This window comes from Amycolatopsis sp. MJM2582 (genome assembly GCF_000754115.1).
Classification (GTDB): Bacteria; Actinomycetota; Actinomycetes; order Mycobacteriales; family Pseudonocardiaceae; genus Amycolatopsis; species Amycolatopsis japonica.
The window spans coordinates 119,097-134,233 of the sequence record NZ_JPLW01000007.1 but is presented as its reverse complement, the minus strand read 5'-3'; the positions used below and the strand labels follow the sequence as shown (position 1 = coordinate 134,233).

Annotated in this window: 13 protein-coding genes; 6 read left to right on the top strand and 7 right to left on the bottom strand. The window is 70.2% G+C overall.

Annotated features, from left to right (window positions below; translation table 11 throughout):
- Positions 1-3: 3 nt before the first annotated feature.
- Positions 4-1,599: an alkaline phosphatase D family protein gene (locus tag ED92_RS35325; RefSeq protein WP_037346141.1), complete on the bottom strand. Its 1,596-nt coding sequence runs from the start codon at positions 1,597-1,599 to the stop codon at positions 4-6.
- A gap of 51 nt (positions 1,600-1,650) precedes the next feature.
- Positions 1,651-2,886 carry a YncE family protein gene (locus ED92_RS35320; RefSeq protein ID WP_037346138.1) on the bottom strand — a complete coding sequence of 412 codons (1,236 nt, stop codon included), beginning with the start codon at positions 2,884-2,886 and terminating at the stop codon, positions 1,651-1,653.
- A 144-nt stretch (positions 2,887-3,030) separates the two neighbouring features.
- On the opposite strand from ED92_RS35320, the gene ED92_RS35315 reads away from it, so the two are divergent.
- Together ED92_RS35315 and ED92_RS35310 are read left to right on the top strand one after the other, a co-directional pair.
- Complete coding sequence (locus tag ED92_RS35315) at positions 3,031-4,170, top strand: CdaR family transcriptional regulator (RefSeq protein WP_037346927.1); 1,140 nt, start codon at positions 3,031-3,033, stop codon at positions 4,168-4,170.
- Positions 4,171-4,232: 62 nt separating this feature from the next.
- Positions 4,233-5,894 (top strand): sulfatase-like hydrolase/transferase, encoded by a 1,662-nt coding sequence (locus ED92_RS35310; protein ID WP_052121081.1) that lies wholly within the window; start codon positions 4,233-4,235, stop codon positions 5,892-5,894.
- A gap of 18 nt (positions 5,895-5,912) precedes the next feature.
- Here the strand turns inward: ED92_RS35310 and ED92_RS35305 are convergent, their stop codons facing one another.
- The gene (locus tag ED92_RS35305; RefSeq protein ID WP_037346923.1) at positions 5,913-6,872 is read right to left on the bottom strand and encodes a YafY family protein; all 960 of its coding nucleotides are present in this window, start codon (positions 6,870-6,872) and stop codon (positions 5,913-5,915) included.
- 61 nt (positions 6,873-6,933) lie between these two features.
- Between ED92_RS35305 and ED92_RS35300 the strand changes: the two genes are divergently transcribed.
- Positions 6,934-8,091 carry an epoxide hydrolase family protein gene (locus ED92_RS35300; protein ID WP_037346136.1) on the top strand — a complete coding sequence of 386 codons (1,158 nt, stop codon included), beginning with the start codon at positions 6,934-6,936 and terminating at the stop codon, positions 8,089-8,091.
- A gap of 71 nt (positions 8,092-8,162) precedes the next feature.
- Here the strand turns inward: ED92_RS35300 and ED92_RS35295 are convergent, their stop codons facing one another.
- Positions 8,163-9,167 (bottom strand): aldo/keto reductase, encoded by a 1,005-nt coding sequence (locus ED92_RS35295; RefSeq protein WP_037346135.1) that lies wholly within the window; start codon positions 9,165-9,167, stop codon positions 8,163-8,165.
- Positions 9,168-9,213: 46 nt separating this feature from the next.
- On the opposite strand from ED92_RS35295, the gene ED92_RS35290 reads away from it, so the two are divergent.
- The gene (locus ED92_RS35290) at positions 9,214-10,563 is read left to right on the top strand and encodes a PLP-dependent aminotransferase family protein (protein ID WP_152611091.1); all 1,350 of its coding nucleotides are present in this window, start codon (positions 9,214-9,216) and stop codon (positions 10,561-10,563) included.
- A gap of 727 nt (positions 10,564-11,290) precedes the next feature.
- Here ED92_RS35290 and ED92_RS35285 read toward each other — a convergent pair.
- Positions 11,291-11,650, bottom strand: a complete 360-nt coding sequence (locus ED92_RS35285) for an arsenate reductase family protein (protein WP_037346133.1) — start codon at positions 11,648-11,650, stop codon at positions 11,291-11,293.
- 90 nt (positions 11,651-11,740) lie between these two features.
- Here ED92_RS35285 and ED92_RS35280 point away from each other — a divergent pair, with 90 nt between their 5' ends.
- Positions 11,741-12,310, top strand: a complete 570-nt coding sequence (locus tag ED92_RS35280) for a YdeI family protein (protein WP_037346131.1) — start codon at positions 11,741-11,743, stop codon at positions 12,308-12,310.
- 1 nt (position 12,311) lies between these two features.
- On the opposite strand, the gene ED92_RS35275 is transcribed toward ED92_RS35280, so the two are convergent.
- Both ED92_RS35275 and ED92_RS35270 read right to left on the bottom strand, forming a co-directional pair.
- Positions 12,312-13,517, bottom strand: a complete 1,206-nt coding sequence (locus ED92_RS35275; RefSeq protein ID WP_037346129.1) for a PP2C family protein-serine/threonine phosphatase — start codon at positions 13,515-13,517, stop codon at positions 12,312-12,314.
- Between the two features lie 9 nt (positions 13,518-13,526).
- Positions 13,527-14,222: a TetR/AcrR family transcriptional regulator gene (locus ED92_RS35270; protein WP_037346128.1), complete on the bottom strand. Its 696-nt coding sequence runs from the start codon at positions 14,220-14,222 to the stop codon at positions 13,527-13,529.
- Between the two features lie 58 nt (positions 14,223-14,280).
- On the opposite strand from ED92_RS35270, the gene ED92_RS35265 reads away from it, so the two are divergent.
- Positions 14,281-15,078, top strand: a complete 798-nt coding sequence (locus tag ED92_RS35265; protein WP_037346127.1) for a thioesterase family protein — start codon at positions 14,281-14,283, stop codon at positions 15,076-15,078.
- Positions 15,079-15,137: the final 59 nt, after the last annotated feature.

The following is a 15,137-nucleotide window of genomic DNA, read 5'->3' as shown; positions in this document are numbered from 1 at the left end:
CGGCTATTCGGCCCGGGTAAGCCTCTGTCGGGCCACTTCGACCAGTCCGTCGCCGGTCGCCTGCTCGATCGTCGTGACGCACGCCCGGCCCTCGGTCTCGACCGTGGCGATGACGTTGCCGAAATGCGGTCCGGACACCTTGGTCCAGGTCAGTGGATCGGGCGCGACGCCGCCCCGGTCGGCCCAGCGGCGCGCGAGGGACGCCAGCGCGGCCGACCACGTGCCGGCGAAAGCCCATCGGAGGAAACGCGGCATGGCGTTGTGGACCGGAGAGCAGGTGAGCTGGAAGACGGTCGAAGTCACCGGCTCGGGGTAGTGCGCCTCGGCGATGTAGGCGTGGTGGACGTCGCCCGAAAGCACCGCGATGGTGGCGGGCGGATCGTCCCGCCGTCCCTCGCGGGCGATCATCGCGGACAACCGCTCGAACGAGGCCCGAAACGCGGCCCAGTGTTCGAGGTCGGCGGCTTGGCGGATCTTCTCCGCGAGCCTGCCGCGCCATCCGGGACGGTCGCAGGCACGTTCGTTCAGCGACTGCAGGTGGGAGATGACCGGCGGCAGCAGCCAGGGCAGCGACGAGCCGATCAGCAGGTGGTCGCACGGCGCGGCGGCGTTCTCCTCGATCCAGTCGAATTCGTCGTCGTCGACCATGGACCGCGCGCCGCCCGCCAGGATCCGCCCCGCCCGGCTGTCGATGACCAGCAACCGCACGCCGCCGAAGTCGCGGCGATAGCTCCACCGCGCGCCTTTGGTGCCGTCGCGCTCGTTGTCGGCTTCATCAGCGAACGCGGAGAGCAGATCGGCGTTGTCACCGCCGGAACCGATCGCCTGCTGGAAGGTGGCGTCTTCGGCGAGTTCCGCGGGGCCGAGATTCCCCAGGTGCTGGTAGACCCAGTAGGACATGATCGCGCCGCGCAGCCGTTCCCGCCACCACGGCTGCGCGCGCATCCGCCGCTGCCAGGCGAGGGAGGTGTTCCAGTCGTCGCGGACGTCGTGGTCGTCGAAGATCATCGACGTCGGCACGGTGGACAGCAGCCAGCGGATCGCCGGTTCGCCCCAGGCCTCGAAGTACAGATGGGTGTATTCCTCGAAGTCCATCACCTCGGTACCCGGTGGGCGGGAGGTGTCCCGGCGCCGTTTCAGCCATTCCTGCGTCTCGTCGGTGGTCTCGTCGGCGTAGACCTGGTCGCCCAGCATCAGCAACGCCTGCGGCCACTCGGTTTCCTCGCCCGCGGCCATCCGGCGGGCGTACGCGGCCAGCGCGTCCGGGCCGTAGGTGTCGCCGTCGTGCGGTTTGCGGCACGAGCCGAAGACGAGCCGGACCCTCGACTCCTCCTCGGGCAGCGTCCGGATCCGGCTCGGCGGGAACTCGGAATCGGCCGGAGGCCACACCTTTTCGCCGTCGACGCGTACTTCGTATTCGACGCACGAGCCGGGTTCGAGACCGGTCAGCACCAGCAGGGCGTAGTGGTGACCCTTGATCTCGAACGTCCTCGCGGTGGTGCCGAGCACCTCGACCTCACCGGCTGTGCCGGTCTCGACCCACACCGTCGCCGACGTTTCGTCGACATGCCGCAGCAAGGGCCCCAGACGCAGACTCATTCCTGAAACGGTGCCACAGCGGAGCCAAGATCGTGCGCTGAGCGGCGCGGGTCACCGGCCGGCGGGCCCCGCCCAGCCCTCGGGCACATGGCCGATCCGGATCCGCTGCGGGTGGTCCCCGACCGGGACGGACTTCACCTTCGCGCCGGTCGCGAAGTCGATCGCGGTCACCTGGTCCGAGCCGCTTTCCGAGATGACGCAATGCCTTCCGTCACCGCTCACGGTCGCCCAGTACGGCTTCGCCGCCGTCACGAGCTGCGCCTCCCGCAGGCTGGCGCGGTCCACAATGGTCGCGTAGTCGTCCATCGTCCCGGCGACGCAGAGCTTGTCACCCGCCGGGCTCATCGAAAGCCCGTGGTGCCGCGAGTCGTTGACCCAGGTGGTGCGGTCCTCACTCGTGTTCGGGTTCTTCGGCAGCGTCTTCGACCGCGTGATCCGGTCGGTGGCGACGTCGTATTCGAGAAGGCCGTTGAAGAACGACACCTGGAAGTACAGCTTCGACTCGTCGGGGGTGAAGGCCACCGGCCGGACGGCGTCGGAGAGATCGCCACGCCCGAAGGCGTCCAAGCGCTCGCGCATGTCGATCACCTTCACCTGCTTGAAGGTGGTCGCGTCGACGACGGTGAGCCGACGGTCGCCCTTGGTGAAGTCCTGCCACGGCGCGTCGAGCGCGGTGTTGACCTCGCCGATCGAGCTGTTCCAGAGGTAGCGGCCGCCGTCGGTGTAGGTGTTCTCGTGCGGTTTGTCGCCGGTCTTGAACGAGCCGAGCTGCCGTCCGGTCTCGATGTCGAGCACGTGGACGGTGTTCGACGTCGAGGCCGACACCGCGATGCTGCGGCCGTCCGGCGAAACGGCCATGTGGTCGGAGCGGAAACCCGACACCGGGAACCGCCAGTTGACGCGGCCGGTGGCGAGGTCGATCGACACGACGTCGGCGAAACTCGGGCGGGACGCGACCACCGCGCGGCCGTCCGGCGTGGTGTAGAGGTCGTCGACGAGCTGGTCGTGTCCCTCGCCGACGCCGTTGCGGATGCCGAGGAAGAAGGCGAGCTTGATCGGGTTCAGGTAGATCTCGGTGAGCCGCTCGGCCTTGTCCGGCACCATGTCGACGCGCGCGATCTTCGCGTAGTCGCCGGAGGGCGCGATGACGTCCGCGGTCCCCTCCCAGTTGTTGCCCACGAACAGCACCTGCCGCAGGCCGTCTTCCGCCGCGGCGGCGGGCGCCGAGCCCAGTGCCGCGGCGAGGCAGGTCACGAGGACGGTGTTCAGCAGCCGGCGTTTCCGCATCACGCGCACCTTTCGGCGAGGGCCTGTTACCTTTCGGTAGCTCACAGGAAACCAACCGGCCGGACACCCTCGGTAGGGGACGGTCGCCAAGGACCGCCGGTTTCGTTGTGCACCGGGCACAATCCGCGCGGGAAGGCGGTGGCGATGGCGCACCGGTCGCTCCACGAGGTGCTGGCCGCGATGGCCGCCGACGCCGATGTCGTCGACGAAGTGGTCCGGGCCGCCCGCACGGAGTCGCCGGAAGTCGCGAGCCTGCCGGTGGACGAGAACCGGCGGCATGTCGCGATCGTGCTCGCCGCCGGGCTCGCCTCGTTCGACCGGCCGGGCGGGACCGGGGAGCAGGACTACGCCGCGGCCGCCGTCCTCGGCGCGGACCGGGCCGCACAGGGGGTCCCGCTCGCCGCGCTGCTGCGCGGGGTGCAGGCCGGCCGCAGCCGCGCGGTCGAGATCGCCGTCGAGCGCGGCAAGGCGGCCGGGGTGCCGGACGACGTCATGCTGGCGGCACTGGTCGACTTCGACCGGAACACGCGGGCGCTCGAACGGCAGGTCATCGCCGGCTATCACGAGGCCGAACTCGAACTCTCCCGCACGGTGCACGACAGCCGGGCCCGGGTGCTGCGGCGGTTGCTGGGCGGCGACACGGCCGCGCCCTCGGCCGAGGAGGTCGCGAACGTCGGGCTGAACCCGGGAGGGCGCTATCACTGTCTGCTCTCCGACGTCGGCGATCCGTATCAAGCGCGGGTCGTCGAGCGACGGCTCGGCACGACGGGTGGTGTCTTCGGCCTGGTCGACGGGCGGCTGACCGGGCTGGCACCGCGGCTTCCCACCCCGTCGGCGCTCGGGGACGACGTCCTGATGGTGGTCTCCCCCGCCGTCCCGCTCGCGGAGATCCGCGGGATGCACGCGCTGTGCGTGATGGCCCTGCCGACGGCCGCGCGATCCCGCGGTCTGCACGCGGTGGCCGATCTGGCCGTCGAGACCGCGCTCGCCGCCCAGCCGGGGCTCGCCGCGCTGCTCGGTGACACCCTGCTGAGCGCGCTGACGCCGGGCGATGACTTCCACGAGCAACTCGTCTCGACCGCGCTGGCCTACCTCGACCACGGGCGGCGGCTCGACCAGACCGCCGCGGCGTTGCACGTCCACGCGAACACCGTGCGGTACCGGCTCGCCCGGCTCGGCGAGATCACCGGGGCGTCGCTCGATCCGCCGGACGACGACGGCGGTACCCATGTGCGGCACACCGTCGGCTGGTGGTGGGCGCTGCGCACCTGGCGCTCGGGCTGAACCGCCGGGGTCCGTCGTCCGTGTAACCCGGTGAAGGCTTCTCCACCCGGAAGGAACCCGCCTTGTCGGTTTTCACGCGCCCCGCCCTCGTGGGCCTGCCCGGCGACCGGACGGCCGCCCGTGAGATCGCGTCCAGCGCGGTGACCCCCCTGTCCGCCGTTCTCGTGCTGTTCGCGCTGCTCGCGCCGGCCGACCTCGACGCGCTGACACCCGAGGCGTTCGTGCGGTTGCCGGTGGAGGCGCTGCTCGGGGTGGCGGTGGTGCTCATGCTGCGCGACGGCGCCCGGCGGATCGTCGCGGTGTCCGCCGGCGCGATCCTCGGGCTGCTGACCGTGTTCAAGGCCATCGACATCGGTTTCGGGCTCGCGCTGAACCGGCGGTTCAATCCGGTTTTCGACTGGGGTGTGCTCGGCAACGGCGTCGACCTGCTCGGCACGTCGATCGGCCGGACCGGCGCGATCGCGTCGTTCATCGGGCTGACGCTGCTCGCGGTGGTGGTGATCGTGCTGATGGCGCTGGCCGTGCTGCGGTTGAGCCGGGTGGTCGCCGGACGGCGCACGGCGTCGACCAGGGTGACGGCCGTGCTCAGCGTGGTCTGGATGGTGTGCGCGGTCTCCGGCGCGCAACTCGCTCCGGGGCAGCCCCTGGCTTCGCGCAGCGCGGTCGCCTTCGCCTACGACGACCTCCGCCAGGTTCGGGCCGGAATCCGGGACAGGCAGGCCTTCGCCGGGGAAGTCGCCGTCGACGCCTTCCGTGACACGCCGTCTTCCGGGCTGCTGAACGCGTTGCGCGGCAAGGACGTCCTGTTCACCTTCATCGAAAGCTACGGCCGGGTGGCCGTCCAGGACTCGGACATCGCCCCCAAGGTCGACGCGGTCCTCGACGCCGGGACCGCGCGGCTGAAGAACGCCGGCTACGGCTCGCGCAGCGCGTTCCTGACGTCGCCGACGACGAGCGCGGGCAGCTGGCTGGCGCACTCGACGTTTCAATCCGGGGTGTGGGTCGACAGCCAGCACCGCTACGACGACTTCGTGAAGACCGACCGGTTCACTCTGGGCGGCGCGTTCAAACGCGCGGGCTGGGAGACCGTCGGTGTCGTCCCGGCGCATACCGAGGACTGGCCGGAGGGCAAGGTCTACGGCTACGACCGCTACTACGACTCGCGAAGCATCGGCTATCACGGCCCGCAGTTCTCCTACGCCACGATGCCGGACCAGTTCACGCTTTCGGCGTTCCAGCGGGCCGAACGCGGGAAGCCGGACCGACCGCCGATGATGGCGGAGATCGACCTCGTCACCAGTCACTGGCCGTGGACGCCGCTGCCCCGCATGGTCGACTGGGCCGCCGTCGGCGACGGATCGATCTACGATCCCATGCCCTCGCAAGGGAAAACGCCCGAAGAGGTCTTCACCGACCCCGCCAAGGTGCGCGGCGCGTACGGCGACTCGATCGCGTATTCGCTGAACTCGCTCATCTCGTACGTGGAGACGTACGGCGACGACGATCTCGTGCTCGTGTTCCTGGGCGACCACCAGCCGAACCCGATCGTCGCCGGTGCGGGCGCGGATCACGACGTCCCGATCACCGTGGTCACGCGGGACAAGGCCGTGCTCGACAAGGTCGCGGCGTGGCACTGGCAGGACGGCCTGCACCCGGACCGGAACGCGCCGGTGTGGCGGATGGACACGTTCCGGGACCGGTTCCTGACCACCTTCGCCCGCTGAAACCCCGCATTCAGAGGACTAAATGCGGGTGGCGTCGCGATACCGGTCGGCGAGCTCGCGCAAGTAGTCGACTAATTGCGGGGGTTCGGTGACGCGGAAGGGGGCGTTGAGGAGTCCTAAGTGGACAGCCATCGTCTCGATGCTGTCCGCGCCGGTGTGCAGGACGCAGGTGTTCGCGTCGACGGCCTCCACCGTCCCGACGGCCGGATTGATCCGCGCGGTCACCTCTTCGGCGGACGCGTGCACGGTGACGTCGGCCCGGTAGCGCCAAGCGGCGGACGACACCCCGCGCCGCACGCGATCGGTGACGTCCTCGGGCAGCTCGCGCGCGGTGAACCGCGGGCCGGTGGGGACGCGCGGGGTCAGCCTGTCGACGCGGAAGGTGCGCCAGTCGCCGCGGTCGAGGTCCCAGGCGACGAGGTACCAACGGCGTCCCCAGTTCACCAGGCGATACGGCTCGACCTTGCGGACGGTTTCCGAACCGTCATGGGTCCGGTAGCCGAACCGCAGCACCTCGCGATCCCGGCAACAGGCCGTCAGCACGGTGAGCGTCTCGGCGGTGACGCGCGGGCCGGGCTCGTCCCTCGGCACCGGGACCGTGTACGCCTGCAAGGCGTTCACGCGGCGGCGCAACCGGGACGGCAGCACCTGCTCCAGTTTGGCGAGCGCGCGCAACGACGTCTCCTCCACACCCGCGATGGTGCCGCCCGCCGCGGTGCGCAGGCCGATGGCGACCGCGACGGCCTCCTCGTCGTCCAGGAGCAACGGCGGCAGGTCGGCCCCCGCGCCGAGCCGGTAACCGCCGACGGAACCGCGGGTCGCGTTCACCGGGTACCCGAGCGCGCGGAGGCGCTCGACGTCGTTGCGGATCGTGCGGGCGCTGACCTCCAGGCGTTCCGCCAGTTCGGTGCCGGTCCAGTCACGGGGAGTCTGCAGAAGGGAGAGCAAACGGAGCAATCTTGCCGAGGTTTCCAACATTTCTTCAGGCTGCTCCTCCATTAGGAACGGGATGTTCCTAATGGCACTCTACCTTGGTCTCATGAGCGAAAACACCGAGATCAAGCCCTTCCGCGTCGAGGTCCCGCAGGCCGAACTGGACGACCTCGCCGACCGGCTGGCCCGCGTCCGCTGGGCGAACGAACTGCCCGCCGACCAGGTGACCGACGGGGTGCAGCGCGGACCGGTCACGCCGGGCTGGGAGTACGGCGTGCCGCTGGAGTACGTGCGACGGCTGGTCTCGTACTGGCGCGAGGGCTACGACTGGCGGAAGTGGGAGGCGAAGCTCAACGAGTACCCGCAGTTCACCACGGAGATCGACGGGCAGAACATCCACTTCCTGCACGTCCGCTCGCCGGAGCCGGACGCGACGCCGCTGATCCTCACGCACGGCTGGCCGAACTCGGTCTTCGAGTACCTCGACCTGATCGACCAGCTGACGGACCCGCGTTCTCACGGGGGCGACGCGGCGGACGCGTTCCACGTGGTGATCCCGTCGCTGCCCGGGTTCGGTTTCTCCGGCCCGACGCGCGAGAAGGGCTGGAACCGGTACCGCACGGCTCAGGCGTGGGCCGAGCTGATGCGCCGCCTCGGCTACGAGCGCTACGGCACGCACGGCAACGACGCCGGTTCGTTCGTCGCCCCCGAGGTCGGCCGGATCGACGCCGAGCACGTGCTCGGTGTGCACGTGACGCAGCTGTTCTCGTTCCCCAGCGGCGACCCGGCGGAGTTCGAGGGCATGACCGAGAAGGAACTGGAGTACCTGCAGTTCCTCCAGTCCTTCAACGACGACATGTCCGGCTACGCGAAACTCCAGGAGAGCGCGCCGCAGAACCTCGCGCACGCGTTGGCCGACTCGCCGACCGGGCAGCTGGCTTGGAGCGCGCAGCTGCTGTCGGCCACGAGCGACGACCACGTGCTCACCAACGCCACGCTGTACTGGCTCACCAACACCGCGGCTTCGGCGGCGCGGTTCTACTACGAGGACAAGCACAGCGAGCACCCGGCCGAGCCGACGACCGCGCCGACCGGGCTGGCCAGTTTCGCCTACGACTTCCGGCCGCTGCGGCGTTTCGCCGAGCGGGACCACGCGAACATCGTTTCGTGGCAGGAATTCGACCGCGGCAGCCACTGGGCGACGCAGGACGCGCCGGACCTTTTGGTGGGGGACATCCGGGCGTTCTTCCGCAAGCTTTCCTGAGCTTCCGAAAGTCCGTGAAGGCCTCCTTCCCTACCCTGAAAGTAGGGAAGGAGGCCTTCACGGACCGGGCCTCAGGCGCCGGCGCCGTCCAGTACCGCCATGGCCTCCGCGCTCAGCTCCAGCGTGAAGGCCGGCCGGATCGCCTCGTAGTGTTCCCAGGTCCGCGGCCCGATCAGCGGCAGCACCCGCGGCGACGTCTGGCGCAGCAGCCACGCCAGCGCGACCTGGTTCCCGGTCGCCCCCACCTCCCGCGCCACGGTCTCGACGGCGGCCATCCGTGCCTCGCCGTCCGCGCCGGCGTAGGTCTGCCAGACGGGATGCGCCAGCCGCCGCGCGGAGTCGTCGTAGATCCCGCGCAGGATCGACGAGTACGCGGCGAGCGCGATGTCTTCGTTGTCCCGCAGGAAGTCGAGCATGTCCCCGGTGGCCAGCGACGCCGAATCGGCCACCGGCCGCAGGTACGAATGCTGCAACTGGACGGCCACCGGCGAGGCCCAGCCGTGCCGCTCCGCGAGCGCGCGGATCCGTTCCAGCCGCCAGGTGCGGACGTTGCTCCAGCCGATCTGCCGCACCTTCCCCGCGCGGACGATCTCGTCGAGCGCGGCCAGCGTCTCCTCCAGCGGGGTCGCCCGGTCGTCGACGTGGACGTAGTACAGGTCGATGTGGTCGGTGCCGAGCCGCCGCAGGCTTTCGTCGACGCCGCGCCGGATCACGTCGCCGCCCGCGCCCTCGAAATGCCGTCCGATGTAGTCCCAGTCCGCGGTGCCGTCGTCGTGGTACCCCTTGCGCGCGCTGTCGGCGTCGGCGACCGCGGCCGACACCTTCGTCGCGAGGAAGACCTTGTCCCGCCTGCCTTTCAGCAGCTTCCCGAGCAGTTCCTCGCTCTCCCCGCCCGTCGCGCCGGGCACCCACCACGAGTAGCAGTTCGCGGTGTCGAGGAAGTCGCCGCCGTCGTCGAGGTACGCGTCCAGGATCCGCGCCGAGGTCCGCTCGTCGGTGGCGGTGCCCATCGTCATGCACCCGAGCGAGACCTGGCTGACCTTCCGGCCGGTCCGGCCGAGTTCCACCTTTTCCATGGTCTGGACCTTATGCGCGATCGGTCCGGTACTACAGTCCGTTCACATGACCGGATCCCGGACCAATCTGGCTTGGGACGTGCTTCTCGACCTCTCCGGGCCGGGCCCCAGGCACGAACGGCTCACCAGGGCCCTGCGCACCGTGATCCGCGACGGCACGCTCGGCTCCGGCGCCGCGCTGCCGCCCAGCCGCACCCTCGCCGCGGATCTGGGTTGCTCCCGCTGGGTGATCACGCAGGCGTACGAGCAACTGATCGCGGAGGGCTACCTCGCCGCGCGCACCGGATCGGGCACCGTCGTGCGCTGGTCCGCGTCGGGCGCCGAGCCCGCGAAACCCGCCGTACGCAAGGTGTCGCCGCCCGAGATCGACCTCGCGCCCGGCCTGCCCGATCTACGGCACTTCCCTCGGACGCGCTGGGCGGAGGCGGTCCGCGAGGTACTCGTGAACGCGCCCCACGGCGAGTTCGGCTATCCCGTCCCCGGCGGGCATCCGCGGCTCCGCGCCGTACTCGCCGACCACCTCCGCCGCTGCCGGGGTGCGGTCGTCGACGACGTGCGGATCGCGTCCGGCGTCACCGACGCGTTCGGCCGCCTGTGCCGGGCGCTGCTCGCGGCCGGGATCACCCGCGTCGCGGCCGAAGACCCCGGCTGGCACACCCTGCGCCGCGTCGCGACCCACGCCGGGCTCGACGTCGTCGGCGTCCCGGTCGACGAAGACGGGCTCCGCGTCGAGGAGATCCCTCCCGGCGTCCGGGCCGTTCTCGTGACCCCGGCGCACCAATTCCCCACCGGCACCGTCTTGTCACCCGCCCGCCGCGCCGGACTGCTGGCCTGGGCGCACGAAGCCGACGGCCTGATCATCGAAGACGATTACGACGCCGAGTTCCGCTACGACCGGCGTCCGGTCGGGACGGTGCAGGGCATGGATCCGGCGAGGGTCGCGCTGCTCGGTTCGGTCAGCAAGACCCTCAGTCCCGCGCTCGGCCTCGGCTGGTACGCCGTCCCTCCACAGTGGACGGATCGGGTCGAGCTCTCGCCCACTCCGCCGGCACTGGACCAGCTGGCGTTCGCGGCCTTCCTCGAACGCGGCTCGTACGACCGGCATCTGCGCGCGGCCCGGCGCCGCTACCGCGCCCGGCGCGACGCCCTGGTCGACGCGCTCGGCCCGGCGCGTCTGTCCGGCGTCGCCGCCGGCCTGCACCTCGTACTGGAACTCCCCGGCGGATCCGCCTCCGCGGTGGTGGAACGGGCGGCGGCCAAAGGCTTGCGCGTGGCCGATCTCGACGACTACCGCGTGGCGCCCGGCGAACCCGGGCTGGTCCTCGGCTACGGCAACCTCGCGGACGGCTCCGTGGGCACCGCGGCCCGCCTGTTGCGGGAAGCCATCGCGCGATGACGGTTCCGGTGAGGGGTAAGTGTCCACAGTGGTCACTTTCGGGCAGCGGGGAGTCGTGAGTGGCAAAGAGGGTTAGAACGACCATTACCACTCACGACCCCCGGCCAATACCGCGCAAAGCACCCAAATCGGGCGCGCTGACCTCAAAGAGTGTCTCTTTGGACAGTCCGAGGAAGGTGTCAGGCATCGGCGGCGAGGACGGTTCCGCTGAGAAGCAAGTCAAAGGTGGCGCATCGTGCCGCCTGAGGACGTTGGTGTCCACAGTGGTCACTTTCCGCGCAGCACGCGCCCGCTTCATGCCGGTAAGTCCGGTTTCACGGGGAGTCGTGAGTGGTAAAGAGGGTTAGAACGACCATTGCCACTCACGACCCCCGGCCAATACTGCACAAAAGCACCCAAATCGGACCCCTCGACCACAAGAAGTGTCCTTTTTGGACAACCTGAGGGGGTTCAGGCCTCGGCGACGAGGAAGGTTCCAGCGAGAAGCAAGTCAAAGGTGGCGCGTTGTGCCACCTGAGGACTTTGGTGTCCACAGTGGTCACTTTCCGCGCAGCGCGCGCCCGCTTTATGCGGGTAAGTCCGGTTTCACAGGGAGTCGTGAGTGGTAAAGAGGGGTTAGAACGACCATTACCACTCACGACCCCCCCGGCCAACACTGCACAAAGACCCCAAATCGGACCCTTGATCCCCAACAGTGTCCTTTTTGGACGTCCAAGGGGCGAGGCGGTCAGTCCGGAAGTACCGACTGAACGGCCTCCGGGGTCCGCCCGACCACGGTCGTGCCGTCGTCGGCGGTGATGATCGGCCGCTGGATCAGCTTCGGATGCGTGGCCAGCGCCTCGATCCACCGTTCACGGTCGGCGGGGGTGCGACCCCAGGTCTTGAGTTCGAGTTCCTTCGCGATCGGCTCGGCGGTGCGGGTGATGTCCCACGGCTCGAGCCCCAGCCGCTTGAGGACGGCCTTCAGTTCCTTCGCCGTCGGCGGCTCCTCGAGGTACTTCCGCACGGTGTACTCGGCCCCAGCCTCGTCCAGCATCGACACCGCGGTCCGGCATTTGGAACACGCCGGGTTCACCCAGATTTCCATCCGGGGCCACCTCCCTTCGAAAAGTGCTCACTCGATGAGCACTTTGCTTCCGATGATGGTCGTAGACGTTACGACGAAAGGAACCCGGCCATGGACGAGACCATCTTCAGCGCCGCCTCCCCCGCCGAGTGGCGCGCCTGGCTGGCCGAGCACGCCGGAACCGAAAAGGAGGTCTGGCTGGTCATCCGGCACAAGGACAGCGGCGTCCCCAGCGTCCGGATCGAAGAGGCGATGGAGCAGGCCCTGTGCTTCGGCTGGATCGACGGGCTGCACCGCAAGAACGACGCCACCAGCTCGCGGCTGCGGTTCACCCCGCGCAATCCCCGGAGCACGTGGAGCCGGGTCAACCGCGAGCGGGCCGCCCGCCTCATCGCCGAAGGACAGATGACCGAACGCGGTCAGGCGATGATCGACCTCGCCAAAGCGAAGGGCCGCTGGCAGGTCGTGCCGGACGGCGACGGTGTCCCGGAGGACCTGCGCGCCCGGCTCGACGCCGACGAGGCCGCCCGCACCCATTTCGAGAAGTTCCCGCCGTCGTCGAAGCGGCTGATCCTGGAATGGATCCTCACGGCGAAGAAGCCGGAGACCCGGGAGCGGCGAATCAGCAAGACCGTCGAACTCGCGGCCGTGAACGTCCGCGCGAATCACCCGGTCCGGTGACTCAGTTCGGTTCGCAACGGGCGACGAGGAGGGCGATGTCGTCCTGAGCCGGGGTGTTGCCGACGAGCGCGGCCATCACGCGTGCGCAGACCACGCCGGGCTGGTCCGCGGAGACCACGCCCGCGAGCCGCTGCAGGCCGACGTCGATCAGCTGGTCCCGGCGCTCGACGAGACCGTCGGTGTAGAAGGCGAGCACGGCGCCGGGCGGCAGTTCGACGACGGTTCTCCGGCGCCGCGGCCCGGTCACCCCGATGGGCGGATCGACCGGCGCGTCGACGAACACCGACGGACCGCCGGGCGTCGCGAGTATCGGTGGCAGATGCCCGGCCAGTGAGATCGCCATGCTGTCGCGCGAAGCCGTCACCAGTCCGTACACGACGGTGGCCAGCGAACCCGGCTCGAAATGCTGCACCTTCCGGTCCAGTTTGGACAGTACTTCCGCCGGGTCGTCCGATTCGAGCGCGTAGGCGCGCAGCGCGCTGCGCAACCGCCCCATGATCACGGCGGCGTTGAGGCCGTGCCCGGCGACGTCGCCCATCACGATGCCGAGCCGGTCGCCCGGCAGTGAGAACAGGTCGTACCAGTCGCCGCCGACCCCGGGTTCGGTACCCGGGACGTATCGCGCGGAGAACTGGATGCCCGGCACGGCGGGCAACCGCGCGGGCACCAGGCTGCGCTGCAGCGCGGCGGCGGCCGCGCGATCGGTCGACGAGAGTTCGATCTGCGCCGCCAGCGCGAGCCGCGCGGCCACCAGCTGCAGCAGGTCGATGTCGGTCTCGGAGAACTCCCTCGGCGTCACCGACCCGACGTGCAGGACGCCGATCAGCTCGTCGCCCGCGAGCATCGGCACGCCGAGCAGCGTGCGCAGCCCCCGTTCCCACAGGAGCGCGTTCACCACCGTGGTCTCGTCGACGTGGTCGATGATCACCGGACGGCGTTGCGCGGCCACCCGGCCCGCGAAGCCAGCGCCGACGGGCACCCGGACGTCCTGGTAGACCTCTTCCTCGATCCCGGAAGCGGCGATCGCCAGCAGTTGCTGGGCCGAGGGGTCGTGCCGCAGCACCGTGGCGGTGTCGACGCCGAGAACCTCGCGCACGCGCGCGAGGATCGTGGCCATCACCTTGTCCTGGCCTAGGTGCCCCAGCGCCGTGTCGGTGATGGCTTCGAGCACCTGGAGCCGATCGGCGGCTGTCGGGGTCTCGGGCATGCGCTGAGCCTAACCAGTCCGGTCGGCGGCCACCTCCCAGCCCGCCACCAGTCCGTCGAGGTCGTCCGCCAGTACGGCACTCGGCGGAATGGCGTCCCTCGGGACGCGGCAGGCGAGCGCCGTGCCGAGCCCGGCCATCCGGATGACGGTGTCGATCAGCGCTTCCGGCTCATCCGGCCAGTCGAACCCCGGCTGGGCGATCAGCAGGCTCACGCAACCGTGCATCGCCGACCAGAGGCCCATCGCGAGGACCTCCGGTTCGCCGCGCAGGATCCCGGCCCGTACGCAGGCGGCGGTCGCGTCGGCGAGGTACCGGAAACAGGCGACCGCGCCGGGCGACGAGCCGCCGGAGGGCCGCATCAGGAGCACGCGGTACTGCACCGGATGGTCGAGGGCGAACCGGGCGTACACCCGTGCGCGACGGCTGAGCGCGCGCATCGGATCGGCGACCTCGACGGCGTGCTCGCGCATACGGCGCGCGAGCTCGCCCCACACCCGAAGGCAGACCGCCTCCAGCAACGCGTCCCGGCTGGGGAAGTGCGCGTAGACCGACGGCGTGGAGACGCCGGTGCGGCGCGCGACGGCTCGCAGCGTCAGCGCCTCGTCGGTACCCGCCTCGCCGAGCAGGGCGTCGGCGGCCGACAAGATCTCGCCGCGCAGCTTGTCCCCTTCACCCGGCCGCGCCTTCGTCCGCTTCGCGCCCATGCCGTGATGCTGCCAGCATTGACTTGACACCGTCAACTTGACGGTGTCAGCTTGAGGCATGGCGCATTTCCGGACCGCGACCGCGCTGGGTCGCCGAGGCGACGACCCGGTCTTCGACATCGAGCTCGATCCACAGTGGACGATCGGGACGAAGCTGCACGGCGGCTATCTCCTCGCCGTACTCGCCAGGGCGGCCGCCGAGGTCTCCTCGCATCCGCATCTGACCGCGATCAGCGGCTCGTTCTCGGTGGCGCCCGAGCCCGGCCCCGCGGTCGTCGAGGTCGAGGTGCTGCGCGAGGGCCGCGGCCTCACCCAGCTGCGCGCGCGGCTGAGCCAGGGCGGCGCGCCCTGCACGGAGGCGCTGATCACCCAAGGCGTCCTGACCGACGGCGACGCGTGGTGGTCCGGAGTGGACCCGGTCGAGCTCCCGCCGGAGCAGGACTGCCTGCCCGTGCCCGCCGACGGTGGTGGCGGATTCCGCATCGGCCTGATGGACGTCGTCGAGCAGCGTCTCGACCCGGCGGCGGCCGGTTTCGCGGTGGGACAGCCGTCCCGGAAGGGCGTCATCTCGTCCTGGCTGCGGCTCGCCGACGGCATCGACTGGGACCCGGTGAGCCTGCTCGTCGCGCTCGATCCGGTGCCGCCGATCTCCTACGACCTGGGCATCGCGGGCTGGGCGCCGACCATCCAGTTCACCGCGTACCTGCGCGGGCTCCCGGCGCCGGGTCCGGTGCGGGTGCGGATGCGCGCGGGCGAACTCGGCGGCGACCGGATGGACGAGGTCGCGGAGCTTTGGGACGAGAAGAACCGGCTGATCGGACAAGCGACCCAGATCGCCGCCTTACGTCTCCCCTGAACCACCCGAAAGCGGGTTCATGACGCGGCGCCGGGAGTTAAGATCCGGCGTCTACGTCA